At 51.1% G+C, this 13661-nt stretch carries 13 protein-coding genes and 2 pseudogenes; 11 read left to right on the top strand and 4 right to left on the bottom strand.

The window, feature by feature from the left end:
* Positions 1-72: 72 nt before the first annotated feature.
* The 8 genes and pseudogenes from SOR61_RS00280 (at position 73) to SOR61_RS00245 (ending at position 6911) form a co-directional block, all read left to right on the top strand.
* Complete coding sequence (locus SOR61_RS00280; RefSeq protein WP_004292757.1) at positions 73-1287, top strand: site-specific integrase; 1215 nt, start codon at positions 73-75, stop codon at positions 1285-1287.
* A gap of 920 nt (positions 1288-2207) precedes the next feature.
* Positions 2208-2759 (top strand): UpxY family transcription antiterminator, encoded by a 552-nt coding sequence (locus SOR61_RS00275; RefSeq protein ID WP_004292758.1) that lies wholly within the window; start codon positions 2208-2210, stop codon positions 2757-2759.
* 512 nt (positions 2760-3271) lie between these two features.
* Entirely contained in the window at positions 3272-4093 is an 822-nt protein-coding gene (locus SOR61_RS00270; protein WP_004292760.1) for a polysaccharide biosynthesis/export family protein, read from the top strand.
* Between the two features lie 27 nt (positions 4094-4120).
* A pseudogene (locus SOR61_RS00265) lies at positions 4121-4438 on the top strand (Wzz/FepE/Etk N-terminal domain-containing protein); the annotation flags it as partial.
* Positions 4439-5209: 771 nt separating this feature from the next.
* Positions 5210-5482, top strand: a pseudogene (locus SOR61_RS00260) (XRE family transcriptional regulator); the annotation flags it as partial.
* On the top strand, positions 5472-5762 hold the full coding sequence (locus SOR61_RS00255) for a hypothetical protein (RefSeq protein ID WP_320610715.1): 291 nt from the start codon (positions 5472-5474) through the stop codon (positions 5760-5762). The pseudogene SOR61_RS00260 and the gene SOR61_RS00255, both read left to right, overlap by 11 nt.
* Positions 5686-6114: a 2-hydroxyacyl-CoA dehydratase family protein gene (locus tag SOR61_RS00250; RefSeq protein ID WP_320610714.1), complete on the top strand. Its 429-nt coding sequence runs from the start codon at positions 5686-5688 to the stop codon at positions 6112-6114. The genes SOR61_RS00255 and SOR61_RS00250 overlap by 77 nt, the downstream gene beginning before the upstream one ends.
* A gap of 17 nt (positions 6115-6131) precedes the next feature.
* On the top strand, positions 6132-6911 hold the full coding sequence (locus tag SOR61_RS00245) for an acyl-CoA dehydratase activase (RefSeq protein WP_320610713.1): 780 nt from the start codon (positions 6132-6134) through the stop codon (positions 6909-6911).
* 74 nt (positions 6912-6985) lie between these two features.
* On the opposite strand, the gene SOR61_RS00240 is transcribed toward SOR61_RS00245, so the two are convergent.
* Entirely contained in the window at positions 6986-9424 is a 2439-nt protein-coding gene (locus tag SOR61_RS00240; protein WP_320610712.1) for a UvrD-helicase domain-containing protein, read from the bottom strand.
* A 196-nt stretch (positions 9425-9620) separates the two neighbouring features.
* On the opposite strand from SOR61_RS00240, the gene SOR61_RS00235 reads away from it, so the two are divergent.
* Positions 9621-10376 carry an ABC transporter permease subunit gene (locus SOR61_RS00235; RefSeq protein ID WP_320610711.1) on the top strand — a complete coding sequence of 252 codons (756 nt, stop codon included), beginning with the start codon at positions 9621-9623 and terminating at the stop codon, positions 10374-10376.
* Positions 10373-10951 (top strand): ATP-binding cassette domain-containing protein, encoded by a 579-nt coding sequence (locus SOR61_RS00230; protein WP_320610710.1) that lies wholly within the window; start codon positions 10373-10375, stop codon positions 10949-10951. Before SOR61_RS00235 ends, SOR61_RS00230 begins: the two co-directional genes overlap by 4 nt.
* 52 nt (positions 10952-11003) lie before the next feature.
* On the opposite strand, the gene SOR61_RS00225 is transcribed toward SOR61_RS00230, so the two are convergent.
* Genes SOR61_RS00225 through SOR61_RS00215 form a run of 3 tightly spaced genes read right to left on the bottom strand, consistent with a single transcriptional unit; the run spans position 11004 to position 12328 of the window.
* Complete coding sequence (locus SOR61_RS00225; protein WP_320610709.1) at positions 11004-11318, bottom strand: hypothetical protein; 315 nt, start codon at positions 11316-11318, stop codon at positions 11004-11006.
* Complete coding sequence (locus SOR61_RS00220; protein WP_320610708.1) at positions 11297-11959, bottom strand: hypothetical protein; 663 nt, start codon at positions 11957-11959, stop codon at positions 11297-11299. The genes SOR61_RS00225 and SOR61_RS00220 overlap by 22 nt, the downstream gene beginning before the upstream one ends.
* A gap of 60 nt (positions 11960-12019) precedes the next feature.
* Positions 12020-12328, bottom strand: coding sequence for a hypothetical protein (locus tag SOR61_RS00215; RefSeq protein ID WP_320610707.1), 309 nt, complete (start codon positions 12326-12328; stop codon positions 12020-12022).
* Between the two features lie 205 nt (positions 12329-12533).
* On the opposite strand from SOR61_RS00215, the gene SOR61_RS00210 reads away from it, so the two are divergent.
* Entirely contained in the window at positions 12534-13643 is a 1110-nt protein-coding gene (locus SOR61_RS00210) for an SLC13 family permease (RefSeq protein WP_320610706.1), read from the top strand.
* Positions 13644-13661: the final 18 nt, after the last annotated feature.

Below are 13661 nucleotides of genomic sequence, written 5' to 3'. Positions count from 1 at the left end.
TAAGGGGCATACGGGAGGACAACCGTATGTCCCCGGCTCACTTATATTTTATCAGCAAAAAAAACGATTATTATGGCAACAATAAAAATCAAGTTCAGGTCCTCTTCGGTCGCAGGCAAAGAGGGCACGTTATGTTATCAAGTGATACACGGGCGGCAGACCCGCCTGATTAGTACGGGGTATAAATTGCACCTTTATGAATGGGACAAGGAAGCGGGCAAAATCCGCAGCGTGAAAGGCAATCCGGACCGGGAACGCTATCTGGAAGCCTTGCGTTTCCGTATGGAGGAAGACCAGAAACGGTTGAACGGCATTATCCGGAAGCTGGAACAGTCAGGGAAACTTTCTTCCGAGCAGATAGTCCTTGCCTATCACAGTCCGGAAGGACATGACGACTGTTTCTTTGTCTATGCCCGGAAAGTCATCGACCAGACCAAACGCATGGGGAAAGAGCGGACATCCGAAGTCTATGCCAGTTCACTCAACAGTTTCATCCGTTTCCGGGGCGAAGCGGGAGATGTACCTTTGGATGCGATGGATTCCGTCATGATGATGGAATACGAGGCTTACCTGAAGCAGAACGGGAAATGCCCGAATACGGTATCTTTTTACTTGCGCAATCTGCGTACCTTATATAATAGGGCATCGGAGGAAGGATTGGTGGAAAACCGCAGTCCGTTCCGCCATGTCCATACGGGAGTTGAGAAGACGGTCAAAAGGGGCGTATCCTCAGAAATCATCGGACGGATCAAGAATCTGGATTTGGAATTATATCCGGCCTTGGCTTTCGCCCGGAACCTGTTCCTGCTCTGCTTTTATCTTCGCGGCATGTCTTTCGTGGACTTGGCTTTCTTGAAAAAGAAAGATTTGCAAAACGGCGTGCTTGTCTATCGGCGGCACAAGACCGACCAACAGCTTTGCATCAAATGGGAGCAGCCCATGCAGGAAATTGTCCGGAAATACACAAATCCGGATTCTCCTTACCTTCTTCCCATCATCAAGGTGCCGGGAGAAAAGGAAAGACGGCAATACCTGAATGCCTCGCATGTGATGAACAAGCGGTTGCAAAAGATTGGCCGGATGGTTGAATGTCCCATCAAGCTCACGTTTTATGTCGCAAGGCATGGGTGGGCCAGCATCGCCAAGAGTCAGAATGTGCCCGTGCCTGTCATCAGCGAGGCGTTAGGGCATGATTCGGAAGATACGACCCGCATCTATTTGGCCCTACTGGATTCTTCGGTGGTGGACAAAGCCAACAGCAAGGTCATCCGGTCTATTGGCAGATAAGAATGATTGGGTACCCCCAAACACATTTTGTAAGTTGAGAGATTCCCCTTGAACCTTTCCCGTTCAGGGGGATTTTTGTTGGACAAAGTGGTAAATCTCTCTTTAAGAGATGTTTCGCACGCCGCAAAATTACAAAAAATACTGCAATCCACACAGGATGAATCCTGAAAATTACGTTTTGGGCGAACCTTCCCACAGGATTTGTTCGACAAAAGAAGAAGAATTGTTTGACAAATAAAAGTGTATGAATTAACAAACTGTTTATTTTCAAATAAATAGCAGGTTGGATACATCTCTTAAAGAGAGATGTACCGATTCAAGGCCTGAGAGCGCGATGTACATTCTGTAGTGGTAGCCTCATTAAAGGTACAGCTATCCTTTGTATATAAGCGGATTAGGGGGGGAATAAAATGCGAATCGACAAGAAAACCGTTGGGAAAAAGGCTTGGCGGTAGAAAGTGGATTTGTTCGACAAATCGGTGTATCTCTCCGTAAGAGATGTATTTCGCATGCAAAGTTACACACAATTGTTGGGAAAACGGTGATAAATACCAAAAAAGTTAAGAAATGAATAGTTTCCAATACGTCCTTAAAAAGGATTTGTCGAACAGTTGTTTGACAAATTGTAATTATTACATTTTATACTTCATTGGATATCACCTAATTATCTCCAATTGCTAAACATGATACATCTCTTACGGAGAGATGTACCGATAATGTACATGATTTCGAGTCTACCAAAGTACGATTGAGGTCATGCCGAAATAAGATAATGATAGCATATATAATGCTGGGGAATTTCCCCGAACTTTTGGATAATACCGTTGTAACTACATGTGTTTCAATATATAATAAACACTTGGAGGAGTCGGAAATGTATCCCTTCACCAACTAAGGCGTAAGGCTATCCATTTATTATCATGGACGAAATACTACCTATAGAGGATAAACTGCACTGGTATGCCATGCGTGACCTCAAACGCAGACATGCCAAATTGCCCGCCTACAAGATGTTCGAGAACTTGAAGGTGCAGTGTTTCACTCCTATGGTGCATCGTTTGGTCGTAGTTGGTGGCAAGCGGGTGGATCAGGAAGTGCCTTTCATGCAGGACTTGCTTTTCGTGAAAGACACGAGGGAGCATCTTGATGCCATTGTGGAGAGTACCCCCAAGCTTCAATACCGTTACAAGCTCGGTGTACAGCACACTCCTATCATCGTCCCTGTCGCAGATATGGAACGTTTCATCAAGGCGGTAGAAGCCAGTGATAATCCTAAGTTCTATTCCCCTGACGAGGTGACACCGGAGATGAGAAACCGGAAAATCCGCATCATCGGCGGGCAGTTGGACGGATATACGGGCACATTGGTGACCACACGTGGTTCGAAGACAAAAAGGCTGCTGGTGGAACTGCCCACCTTGTTGGCTGCCTCCATAGAAGTAGAAGCGGAGTATATTCAGCTTATTCCATGAGGATATGAACCGATTGTAAATTTTTCCCTAACAAACAGGAAAAATCAATCCCCCTTGCGACCGAAAACTAATGCTATTATAAATTGATTTAATCACAATTTCAATGAACAGGTTCGGCATAGAGCTTGGCAAGTTGATGGAGAATCATCTGTCAGACATACTTTTCAGTGAGCGTTCCAATAGAGAGCATATTCATCTGTACCGTGTTGATAATTATTGGGTGGCATTCGAACGTTCTGCTTTTCACCTTTGTCACATCTATACGAAATCGGTTATTAATGCGATGAAAGTGTTTCGTGTGCCCCTCCCTATTGTTGTGACAAGTGTAGAGGACAGGGAAATGCCATTTGCCGTAGGTGACATGGAGTGTATGAAAAGAACATTTGTAGAAAGGATATACAAGACAGGAAAGCCAGTTGACGGCAAATCATTCAATGAATGGCACTACCAAAACACCATAGTATTTCAAGACACAGGCTATAGAAGGTCTTAAACAAAGAAAAATCAGGAATATGAGTATAAATAAAGTATTTTACATCTTGCTCATTGTCGCAAGTACAGTGACACTGGGCTCGTGCGGTTCTTCCAAGGAAGTAGTTTATTTCCAGGATTTGAGACCCGGGGAAACAGAAATCAAGTTGCCTGAAGTGAAAGCCATTACAGTCCGACCGGAGGATAAGATTTCCATTATCGTCAACAGCCGTGACCCCCAGTTGACGGACTTGTTCAACCTGCCTTATGTGTCCAGGCAATTGGGTCAGTCTTTAAGGACAAATGGCGTGACGGCTTCAAGCAATCAAGGAGTATCCGCTTATACCGTAGATGCCAACGGTAAGATAGATTTTCCTGTACTTGGCAAGATACACGTGGCCGGAATGAAGCGGGAAGAAATCGCCGAATGTATCAAGAACGAATTGATAAAGGAGAATTTGGTGAAAGACCCTGTCGTGACCGTGGAATTTGCCAATCTCTGCATATCCGTGTTGGGCGAGGTGAACAGTCCGGGACGTTTCAGCATTGACCGGGACAGGCTGACCATACTCGATGCACTCAGCATGGCAGGCGACCTGACCATCTACGGAAACCGTTCCAAGGTGATGGTGTTACGGCAAGAAGGGGATGTGCAACGGGTGTACGGACTGAACCTCACTTCCGGCGAACACATCTATTCTTCACCCGCCTATTATCTGCAACAGAATGACGTGGTGTATGTGGAACCCAATGAAGTGAAAGCCCGTCAATCTACCGTCAACGGCAACAACGTGCGTTCCACCTCGTTCTGGATTTCGCTGGCATCGTTGCTGACTTCTGTGGCCATCCTCATTTTTAATTAATCACGTCCAATCTAAATATTGTATATCGTGGCAACTCAAAACAATATATCCAAACCTAAACAGGCGGATGACTTTATCCGTATACAAGATTTGTTCTACCTCTGTCTCAACAAGTGGTATTGGTTCGTCATATCGTTGGCTGTTACCGTCGGAGTGGCTGTCGTCTATCTTTTGACCACCCCGCCGGTATATACCCGTTCAGCATCGCTCCTTATCAAAGAGGATTCCAAAGGGAACTCATTGGGTGATGCGGCTGGTCTGATGGGAGACTTCGACCTCTTCCAGACCAACACCAACGTAAACAATGAAATACAATCGTTGCAGTCTCCTGCGGTAATGCTTGATGTGGTGAAACGCCTTCATTTGGACATCAGTTATCACACGGACGGAGGGTTTTACAAGAAAGTCTTGTATGGTCGAGATTGCCCCTACACGGTAGACTTTAACGAATTGCAAGACAACGAGAGCGTGGCTTTTACCATTAACCCCGGTCTTGATGGCCAAGTACTTCTGACGGATTTTTCTCGTAATGGTGAAGATGTGGCAGGAAAGATAACGGCTGTGTTGAATGACACAGTTGACGCCCCTATCGGAAAACTTGTTGTAAAGGTTGCGAACGATTCCGCCACCCATGATTCACCTGTTTATGTCTCACGCAGAGGATACCAAGATGCCACAGGCGACTATGCTTCCAACTTGTCAGTTACGTTGAGTGATGAGAAATCCACTGTCATCAATCTGTCATTCAAAGACGTGTGCATCCAACGGGCGGAGGATGTGCTGAATACGGTGATAGCCGTTTACAATGAGAACTGGATAAAGGACAAGAATCAAATCGCAGTTAGTACCTCGGCTTTCATTAGTGACCGTCTCGGTGTGATTGAGCAGGAACTTGGCAATGTGGATGAAAACATCTCCTCTTACAAGAGCGAACACCTTCTGCCCGATGTACAGGCCGCTGCCAGCATGTATATGGAACAGAGCAGCGAGACCAATGCGCAAATTCTGGCATTGAACACGCAGCTTTCCATGGCACGGTATATCCGCAATTACCTCACCAATTCCACCAGCAAGAACCAGCTGCTTCCGGCCAACTCGGGCATTGAAAGCCCTGGCATCGAGCAACAAATCCTGGCTATCCTGCGGGATATTAAGAAAGATATTGACAACGGGGAACAGCCGGGGGAAGCTGTGACCGCCGCTATGTTCCAGACCATGCGGGGCGCATTGGCGAAACAGAAACAAAACACGATTTCCGTTGATGATGTAACAGCAATGATTGCCGGACAGATCGGACAACTTGCGCCGATGGACGAAGAAACTGCCGACCTGTTCCAGCAGTTGGCAAAAAAGATGATTGAGAATGTAGGAAAAAACCATGAAGTTTAAGAAATATGTACCACCGCTTGTTATGTGGCTTGTTTTTGAAACGATTGCACTAACATTATGGCTTGCACTGGATAACATTTTTTATTTTTTCAATTTCTCTTATATTGGCACTGCGATTGCCGTTGGATTAGTTTTATATGGGCAGAAGAAACGATATGCCCGAAATGTAGTGCAGTTTGCAGTTGGCCTATGGGAAACGTTTTTTGGTTACCGGTATTATGCTGGATGCGGAGCCGGTGCTGGATCTGTTGGAAGAGCTCGATATTGCGGTAGTGGATGACTTGCTCTGCCATGAATCCATGCAGTTCCGCACGCCCACCCGAGCAGAAGGAACCGTATCGTCACGGCTGGCCTACCGTTTCCTGGATCTGAAAAGCGCCTCGCCTCTGTATGAACCGCAAAAGCCGCGGGGGGCACAGCTGAGTCAGATGGCGCGGGAGAATACGGCAGACGGGGTGCTGTTCTGTTTGATGAAGTTCTGTGACCCGGAGGCCTTTGACCAGCCTTTGGTGAAAAAAGACCTGGCCGCCCAGGGTATTCCCATGGTCAGCATCGAACACGACCAATTGGTAGAATCTGTCGGGCAGCTGCGTACACGCTTACAGGGATTTTTGGAAACCCAGTTGGCCTGAGAAGGGAAGGGGGTACCATGGTGTATTTAGGATTGGATATCGGCTCCTCCTCCTCAAAAGCAGTTCTGTTGGATGAGGACGGACAGATGATAGCGGCCCAGGTGGTAAACCTTGGCACTGGGACACGAGGACCCGGGCAGGCCCTGGAAGCTGCATATGCGCAGGCGAACTGTAAGCCGGAAAGAGTCCGGTATACTGTGGTCACAGGGTATGGAAGAATGACCTTCCAAAAGGCAGACCGTCAGATTACAGAAATCAGCTGTCACGCCAAAGGGGTGCGTCATCTGTCTTCTCAGGCTCGAACCATCATTGACGTAGGCGGCCAGGACACTAAGGCCATCCGTTTGGACGCCATGGGCGGAGTCGAGAATTTTGTCATGAACGACAAATGTGCTGCCGGTACCGGGCGGTTTTTAGAGGTGATGTCCCGCGTGCTGGACTGCCCGATCCAGGCGTTGTCTGACTTGGCACAGCAGGGAAAAGACCCGGTTTCCATCAGCAATTTGTGCACCGTGTTTGCTGAGTCAGAAGTGATCTCTCATTTATCCACCGGTGCTTCCCAGGCAAACGTCGCAGCCGGTGCAATCGATTCTATCGCAACTCGTATTGTTGGAATGGCAGGCCGGGTTGGGGGGGTGCCACAGGTGGTCATGACCGGCGGCGGCGCTTTGAACGGCGCCCTGGTTAAAGCATTGAGCCATCACCTGGGCTGCCCTGTGCAGGTGTTGGGAAATCCCCAAGTTATGGGTGCCTTGGGCGCAGCCGCTTTTGCAAGAGAGATGGCAAAAAAAGAATAGAACATTTAAAATGATCCGCCGGCAAGCAGAAACACGCTTGCCGGCGGATAGTTCTTTTTGATATTTCGTTGGAATCAGAGTTTCTGCATAAACTGAGAAGCTGCCTTCAGCATCATGCGCTTGGTGCCGATGTTGTCAAAGGCGACTTCCAGCAAGGCGTCTCCGCCCATTTTTTGTACCGACAGCACCATGCCGTTGCCAAAGGCCGTGTGCCGCACCATATCTCCCTTTTTCAGTTCCGGGAGCGGCTGGGCCTTGGGCGCCGGGGTCCGATATGCCGCACGGGTCGTCGGTCTGGCCGTCGCTGCGGGTCTCGCAGGCTTCTGGATCTGGGAAAAAGAGGTTTCTTCTGCGCCCCAGGGTTCGTCCAGGAAGGGATCCCGTCTCGGACGCAGGGGCCGTCCGCCAAACTGAACCAACTCTTCCGGGATCTCCTTCACAAACCGGGAGGGGAGGTTGGCAGAAGTCCGGCCAAAGAGCATTCTCTGGGCAGCGCAGGTCAAGTACAGCTTTTCCTTTGCCCTAGTCAGAGCCACGTAGCAGAGGCGACGCTCCTCTTCCAGCTCCTCCTCTTCGCCGATGGAGCGGAACCCGGGGAAGACCCCTTCCTCCATACCCACGGTAAAAACCACCGGAAATTCCAGCCCCTTGGCTGCGTGCATGGTCATGAGGGTCACGCAGTTATCGGTGTCCTCTACGCTGTCCAGGTCGGTATACAGGGCCACTTCATCCAGGAACCCACCCAGACTGGGTTCTTCTGCGTGCTCCAGGTAGCCGCTGATGGAAGAACTCAACTCGTGGACGTTTTCCAGCCGGGATTTGCTCTCGTTGTCTTTCTTGGCAGTGAGCATATCTGCGTAGCCGCTCTCTTGCAGCAACGTCTCGTAGAAAACAGGGAGGGGGGCCTCCTGGGACAGCTTCTGCATGGCTTGAATCAGGTCGGTAAACTTCCGGAACTTCGCCACGGATTTCTCCAGGGGTTTCCAGCGCTCTGCCTGGACCAGGACTTCCCAAAGGCTAAGGTCCTCCTGTACCGCAATTTCCCGGGCGGTTTCCAGGGTCTTGGCGCCAATGCCCCGGGGAGGGTTGTTCACCACCCGGAGCAGACGCAGGTCATCGTCGGGGTTGTGGATCACGCAGAGATAGGACAGCATGTCCTTAATCTCCGCTCGCTCGAAGAAGCGGAAGCCACCCACCACCCGGTAGGGGATACTGTTGCTTTTGAGCGCCATTTCCACCTGGTTGGACAGGGCGTTCATCCGGTAAAGTACCGCACAGTCCTTCCACTGTTTGCCCTCTCCATACGCCCGCAGCAGCTGGGAAGCAATATACATGCCTTCTTCCCGCTCGTTGGCGGCTGTATAGCACTGGACCTTTTCTCCGTCTCCATGATCGGTCCAGAGGTTTTTGCCCTTTCGTCCCCGGTTGTTGCGGATCACGGCGTTGGCCGCCTCCAGAATGTTTCCGGTAGAGCGATAGTTCTGTTCCAGACGGATCACTCGGGCGTTCTGGTACTCACTCTCAAAAGAGAGGATGTTTTCAATGGTGGCGCCACGGAACCGATAAATGGATTGGTCATCGTCGCCCACCACACAGATGTTTTTCCGGCCCCCTGCCAGGAGGCCGGCCAGAAGATACTGCAAGTGGTTGGTGTCCTGATACTCGTCGATGAGGACATAGCGGAACTTCCTCTGGTAGTAGGCCCGCACTTCTTCCTCCTGCTGCAGGAGGCGAACCGTGTGCAGGATGATGTCATCAAAGTCCAGTGCGCCGGCAGCCCAAAGTTTTTTCTGGTAAGAGAGATAGACGTTGGCGATCTTCTGCAGTCGGAAGTCATCTTTGGCTTTACACTGCTCCATGTAGTCCGGGGCCAATAGCATATCGTCCTTGGCCCGGGAGATATAGCCCAGGATAGAGCGGGGAGGGAAGGTCTTGTCGTCCAGATTCAGCTCTTTCAGACACTCTTTGATCACCCGAATGGAGTCATCAGTATCATAAATGGTAAAGGAGGAGGGGAAGCCTAACTTTTCAATGTCCCGCCGGAGGATTCTCACACAGGCGGAATGGAAGGTAGCCGCCCAGATATCCTGCGCTTCAGGCCCGATCTCCGCTTCCAGCCGCTGCTTCAGTTCTCCGGCTGCCTTATTGGTGAAGGTAATGGCGATCACCTGCCAGGGCATGGCCGGTTCCATGGCGCAAAGGAGACGAGCCCGGCTTTTTTCCTGCTGGGTAGGGGAAGGGGTATGAAAATAGCCCTCCAAAAATGCCAGGTCTTCCTCCGAGACGTAGTCCGGTACCTCTTGGGAGTCAGACCCCCGCCCATAACGGAGCAGGTTGGCAATGCGATGGATCAAAACCGTAGTTTTTCCGCTTCCGGCCCCGGCCAAAAGGAGGAGAGGACCTTCTGTGGTCAGTACCCCTTCCAGCTGCCGCGGGTTGAGGCGGCCAAATTCCCGGGCGATGATCTTCCGCCGCAGGGCTGCAAACTGCAGTTGTTTTTCTTGTGACAACATAATTTCACCATATCTTTCCGTAGTTCAATGGGTACCATTGTACCGCAAATCGCTACGGTTGACAACCGGTAGGGAACCTGGATTCTGTTCTCTTTTCGTTGCTGTTGCAACGATATTTTTTCGGCAATATGTTATACTAATTGTTTAGCAAACCCTGTAACAGGAGGCTCCTATGGAGAAACACACCCGAAAAAACATGATATCGCATCAACAGACCTTACAGAGGATCGGCGCTGTTTTGCTGGCCCTTGTGATCTGGCAGCTGGCTGCCATGAGTGTAGGGCAGCAGCTTCTGGTTCCGACACCCCTCTCTGTTGCGCAGAGGCTGTGCGGCATTTGGCTGGAGGACGGCTTCTGGTCGACCATTTGGTTTACCTTTCGAAAAATCGTCGCTGGTTTTCTTCTGGGCCTTCTGTTGGGTCTGATCCTGGGTGCCGCAGCAGGTCGCTTTCCACTCTTTGAGATCCTATTCCGGCCCTTTGCCGTCATGATTAAATCGGTCCCTGTGGCCTCCTTTATTGTCATTTGCCTGATCTGGATGTCCTCTTCCAAGCTGTCCGTCTTTATCTCATTCCTGATGGTGCTCCCCATTGTGTATACCAATATCCTGCAGAGCATCAAAAGTGTGGACCCTCAGATGCTGGAGGCGGTCAAGCTCTTCCGGCTGTCCTGGGGAAAGCGGCTGCTCTACCTGTGGCTGCCCCAGATGAAGCCCTACCTGATCTCCGCTTGTACCGTGAGCTTGGGTATTTCCTGGAAGGCCGGGATCGCTGCGGAAATCATTGGCATTCCCCCTGGGTCCATTGGTCAGATGTTCTATGATGCCAAGGTCTACTTTAACACCGTTGACCTGTTTGCCTGGACGGTCATTGTGGTGGCCGTCAGCGTGTTGTTTGAAAAACTCTTCCTTGCCCTGCTGAAAGGTTGTTATAGGAGGTTGGAACGACTGTGACAGATTTGGTTTTACATGAAATCAGGAAAACATACGGAGACAACGTAGTGCTGGATGGTTTCTTTGCCACGTTTCCGGCTGGCCTGTGCACCTGCATCATGGGACCCTCCGGCTGCGGAAAAACAACGTTACTACGCATCCTCCTGGGATTAGAGATACCCGACGCCGGAACCGTAACCGGGCGGCCGGACCGCTGCTCCGCAGTCTTTCAGGAAAATAGATTATTTGAGTCCTTTTCCGCCCTCTCCAATTTGTCCGCCGTAGCAAAGAGAGGGGATAAGGCCCTGCTGCTCCAGCATCTGGCGGAGCTGGGTCTGGAGGAAAGTGCCCATGCACCGGTCAGCACCCTCAGCGGCGGGATGAAACGGCGGGTCGCCATTGCCCGGGCAGTGCTGGTACCAGGCGAGCTGTTGGTGTTGGACGAACCCTTCACCGGGTTGGACCGGGAGACGAAGGAGCTGGTTCTCTCCTATGTAAAGCGGCACACCAAGGGAAGAACCCTGGTCCTGGTAACCCACGATCCAGCCGAACGGGATGCCTTGGCAGACCAGGTCATTGATATGACACCCCAATAAGCAAAAAACAGCGGTTCTCATTTCCGAGAACCGCTGTTTTTATCGATTATTCTTAGCGAACCAGGATGCCCGCAGCCAGATAGAGCACCGTGCTCAGGACAAAAGGAATGATGAGCAGGGGAATGGAGGTCTGGGCATACCGCACATTTTCAATTTCCGCCGCGGAGCAGGCCAAGGTTGCCTCCGAACCAAAAAAGCAGATGTGGGAACCGGCAGCAGTCGCGGAAATGATGGCCCCGGCAGTCAGCAGGAGGTTGCCTCCCAGAGCTTGGGCAATGGGGATGATAACAGGGAAGGAGATGGCGCAGATCCCCCAGAAGTTACCTGCCGCAACCGCCATCACTGTTACGATAAGAAAGGCGGCCACAGGGAGGATCTCTCCGGGCGCATGGCTGCCTTGGCGGCGCCGATCACAAACTCCGGCATGCCTAAGAGGTTGTTGATGTCCCGAAGAATAAACGCACTGGTCACAATAAACAGGACACCGATCATGTTTTTAAAGCCCACCATTACCGTGTCCAGATAAGCTCCGGCAGACATCAGTTTTTGCGGCAGATAGAGAACCGCACAAAAAACCAGACAGGCCAGGGTTCCGTAAAGGATCTCCCCCGTTGCGATGGTAATGGCCGTAACCAAAATCACCGGGAGAAGGAAGTTCAGTGCGTTCCCTTTGGCCTCTTCCTGCTTCTGATTCTGTATAGGTTCTGGCGTTTCCTTTCGCAGGGCTTCATATGCCTTCTTCATGGGTCCAAACTTGGGCAGGACTCCGGCAGAATACAGCAGTCCGCAGAGAAGGGCCGCCAGAGGATAAAACAGGAAGGGGAGGGCCTGCAAAAAGGTCTGCATGCCGGTCTCCGGTGTGCAGATACCGGTGGCCACCAGCTGGCTGATCATAAAGACACCCCAGGTGGATGTAGGAACGATCACGCAGACCGAGGAGGCGGTGGCGTTGCTGACAAAGGCCAGCATTTCCCGGGGAATCCGAAACCGGTCCGCTGCGTGCCGCATGGCGGTCCCCACAGAAAGAATGGACAGCCAGTCATCTACAAAGACAATGACCCCGAGGATCTATGCGCCGATCAGAGTACGGCGGACCCTTGCAGCGATGCGGGTAAACCCGTCGATGCCGCCGGAGGCTTCAAACAGGGCCACAAGACTTCCAAAGAATCCGCAGACCAACACCAGCCAGATCCAAAGGTCGCTGGCCATGACCCCGTATACCGTATCGATCCACGGTTTCATAAATCCCGGTCCGTAGAGCATCACCGCACCCACTACGGTACCGGCCAGAAGGGACGCTGCCGTCCGCCTGGTCAGAAAGACCAGGACAATGACGACCGCAACGGGCAGCAAACTGAAGATACCATACGATTCCATTGTACCTCACATCCTTCTTTCTATCTCTTTAGAACCATAGTACGGGAAAGAGGTCCTTTTCGTCAAGGAAAAGAACGAAAAGCAGAGGAAAAGAGGCAGAATCTTTCCTGTTTTTTCTTGACTTTTTCCCTCGATTTGCTATTGTGGATTCGCTTTGCGTTTCGACTGGAAAACCCCAGTCAATTCATTCTACGAGGCGGTCACCATGCGTTCCAAATGTTATGCTGCGTTTCGGCAGGAACCGGTCCTGATCATAGCTGCCATAGCAGCTTGTCTGTCCTGCTTTCTGGTTCCCTCCAGCGCGTCCTACCTTTCTTATATTGACCTGCGGGTACTCTGCCTGCTCTTTTGTCTGATGGCAGTGGTAGCAGGGCTGCAGTCCTGCCGTCTGTTTGATGTCCTTGCGGAGAAAATGCTCCGGGGGACCCACCGGCTGCGCACACTGGTGGTCATTCTGGTGCTCCTTCCTTTTTTCTCCGCCATGTTGGTCACCAATGATGTTGCCCTGATCACCTTTGTTCCCTTTGCCATCCTCATTTTGAAAACCATTGGGCACCAGGAACTGATGATCCAGGTGATCGTGCTGCAAACCATCGCCGCCAATTTAGGCAGCATGGATACGCCAGTGGGCAATCCGCAGAACTTGTTTCTCTATGCTCACTATGATTTGTCTGCCCCCCATTTCTTCCTGGCGATGCTTCCATTTTCCATTCTGAGCCTTGTGGGGCTTTTGGCTGCCTCTCTGCTGGTCCCCAAAACCGCCATCCAAGTCTCCTTTCCGGACTTTACCACCATTCCAAGCCGCAGAAAGCTGGCTATGTACCTGGGACTGTTCCTTCTGTGCCTCCTGTCTGTGTTTCGGGTGCTTCCCTATGGTGCGCTGACTGGAATCGTCCTGTTGGCTTTGCTCCTCATGGACCGTAATATGCTGGGGAAGGTGAACTACAGCCTCCTGCTCACCTTTGTCTGCTTCTTTATTTTTGCGGGAAATATTGGCGCCATGGAGCAGGTGAGGGACTTTCTCTCCTATCTCATGGGGCGCAGTGCCCTTCTGTCCTCCCTGCTGGCCAGCCAGGTCATCAGCAATGTTCCTGCTTCTGTTCTGCTGGCAGAATTCACCCAGGACTGGCAGGGGATGCTGGCAGGGACCAATCTGGGTGGCCTCGGCACCCTCATCGCCTCTCTGGCCAGTCTGATCTCCTTTCAGTTCTACGCTGCGCAGCCGGATTCCAAGCCCCTTCGCTATTTGCTCATCTTTACGCTGGCTAATATAGCCGGGCTGATCCTCCTGGTTCCTCTGGCCATTTTCCTGTAACACACAGATCAAAAGATG

It is taken from the genome of Evtepia sp., from assembly GCF_034090835.1.
In the GTDB taxonomy this organism is placed as follows: Bacteria; Bacillota; Clostridia; order Oscillospirales; family Oscillospiraceae; genus Evtepia.
This window is presented reverse-complemented; position numbering and strand designations above follow the sequence as displayed.

Coding starts and splice junctions, on each gene's coding strand:
- SOR61_RS00255 (WP_320610715.1), top strand. CDS start 5,472: ATGAAGTTTAAGAAATATGTACCACCGCTTGTTATGTGGCTTGTTTTT.
- SOR61_RS00240 (WP_320610712.1), bottom strand. CDS start 9,424: ATGTTGTCACAAGAAAAACAACTGCAGTTTGCAGCCCTGCGGCGGAAG.
- SOR61_RS00210 (WP_320610706.1), top strand. CDS start 12,534: ATGCGTTCCAAATGTTATGCTGCGTTTCGGCAGGAACCGGTCCTGATC.
- SOR61_RS00235 (WP_320610711.1), top strand. CDS start 9,621: ATGATATCGCATCAACAGACCTTACAGAGGATCGGCGCTGTTTTGCTG.
- SOR61_RS00215 (WP_320610707.1), bottom strand. CDS start 12,328: ATGGAATCGTATGGTATCTTCAGTTTGCTGCCCGTTGCGGTCGTCATT.
- SOR61_RS00220 (WP_320610708.1), bottom strand. CDS start 11,959: ATGCGGCACGCAGCGGACCGGTTTCGGATTCCCCGGGAAATGCTGGCC.
- SOR61_RS00245 (WP_320610713.1), top strand. CDS start 6,132: ATGGTGTATTTAGGATTGGATATCGGCTCCTCCTCCTCAAAAGCAGTT.
- SOR61_RS00270 (WP_004292760.1), top strand. CDS start 3,272: ATGAGTATAAATAAAGTATTTTACATCTTGCTCATTGTCGCAAGTACA.
- SOR61_RS00275 (WP_004292758.1), top strand. CDS start 2,208: ATGGACGAAATACTACCTATAGAGGATAAACTGCACTGGTATGCCATG.
- SOR61_RS00280 (WP_004292757.1), top strand. CDS start 73: ATGGCAACAATAAAAATCAAGTTCAGGTCCTCTTCGGTCGCAGGCAAA.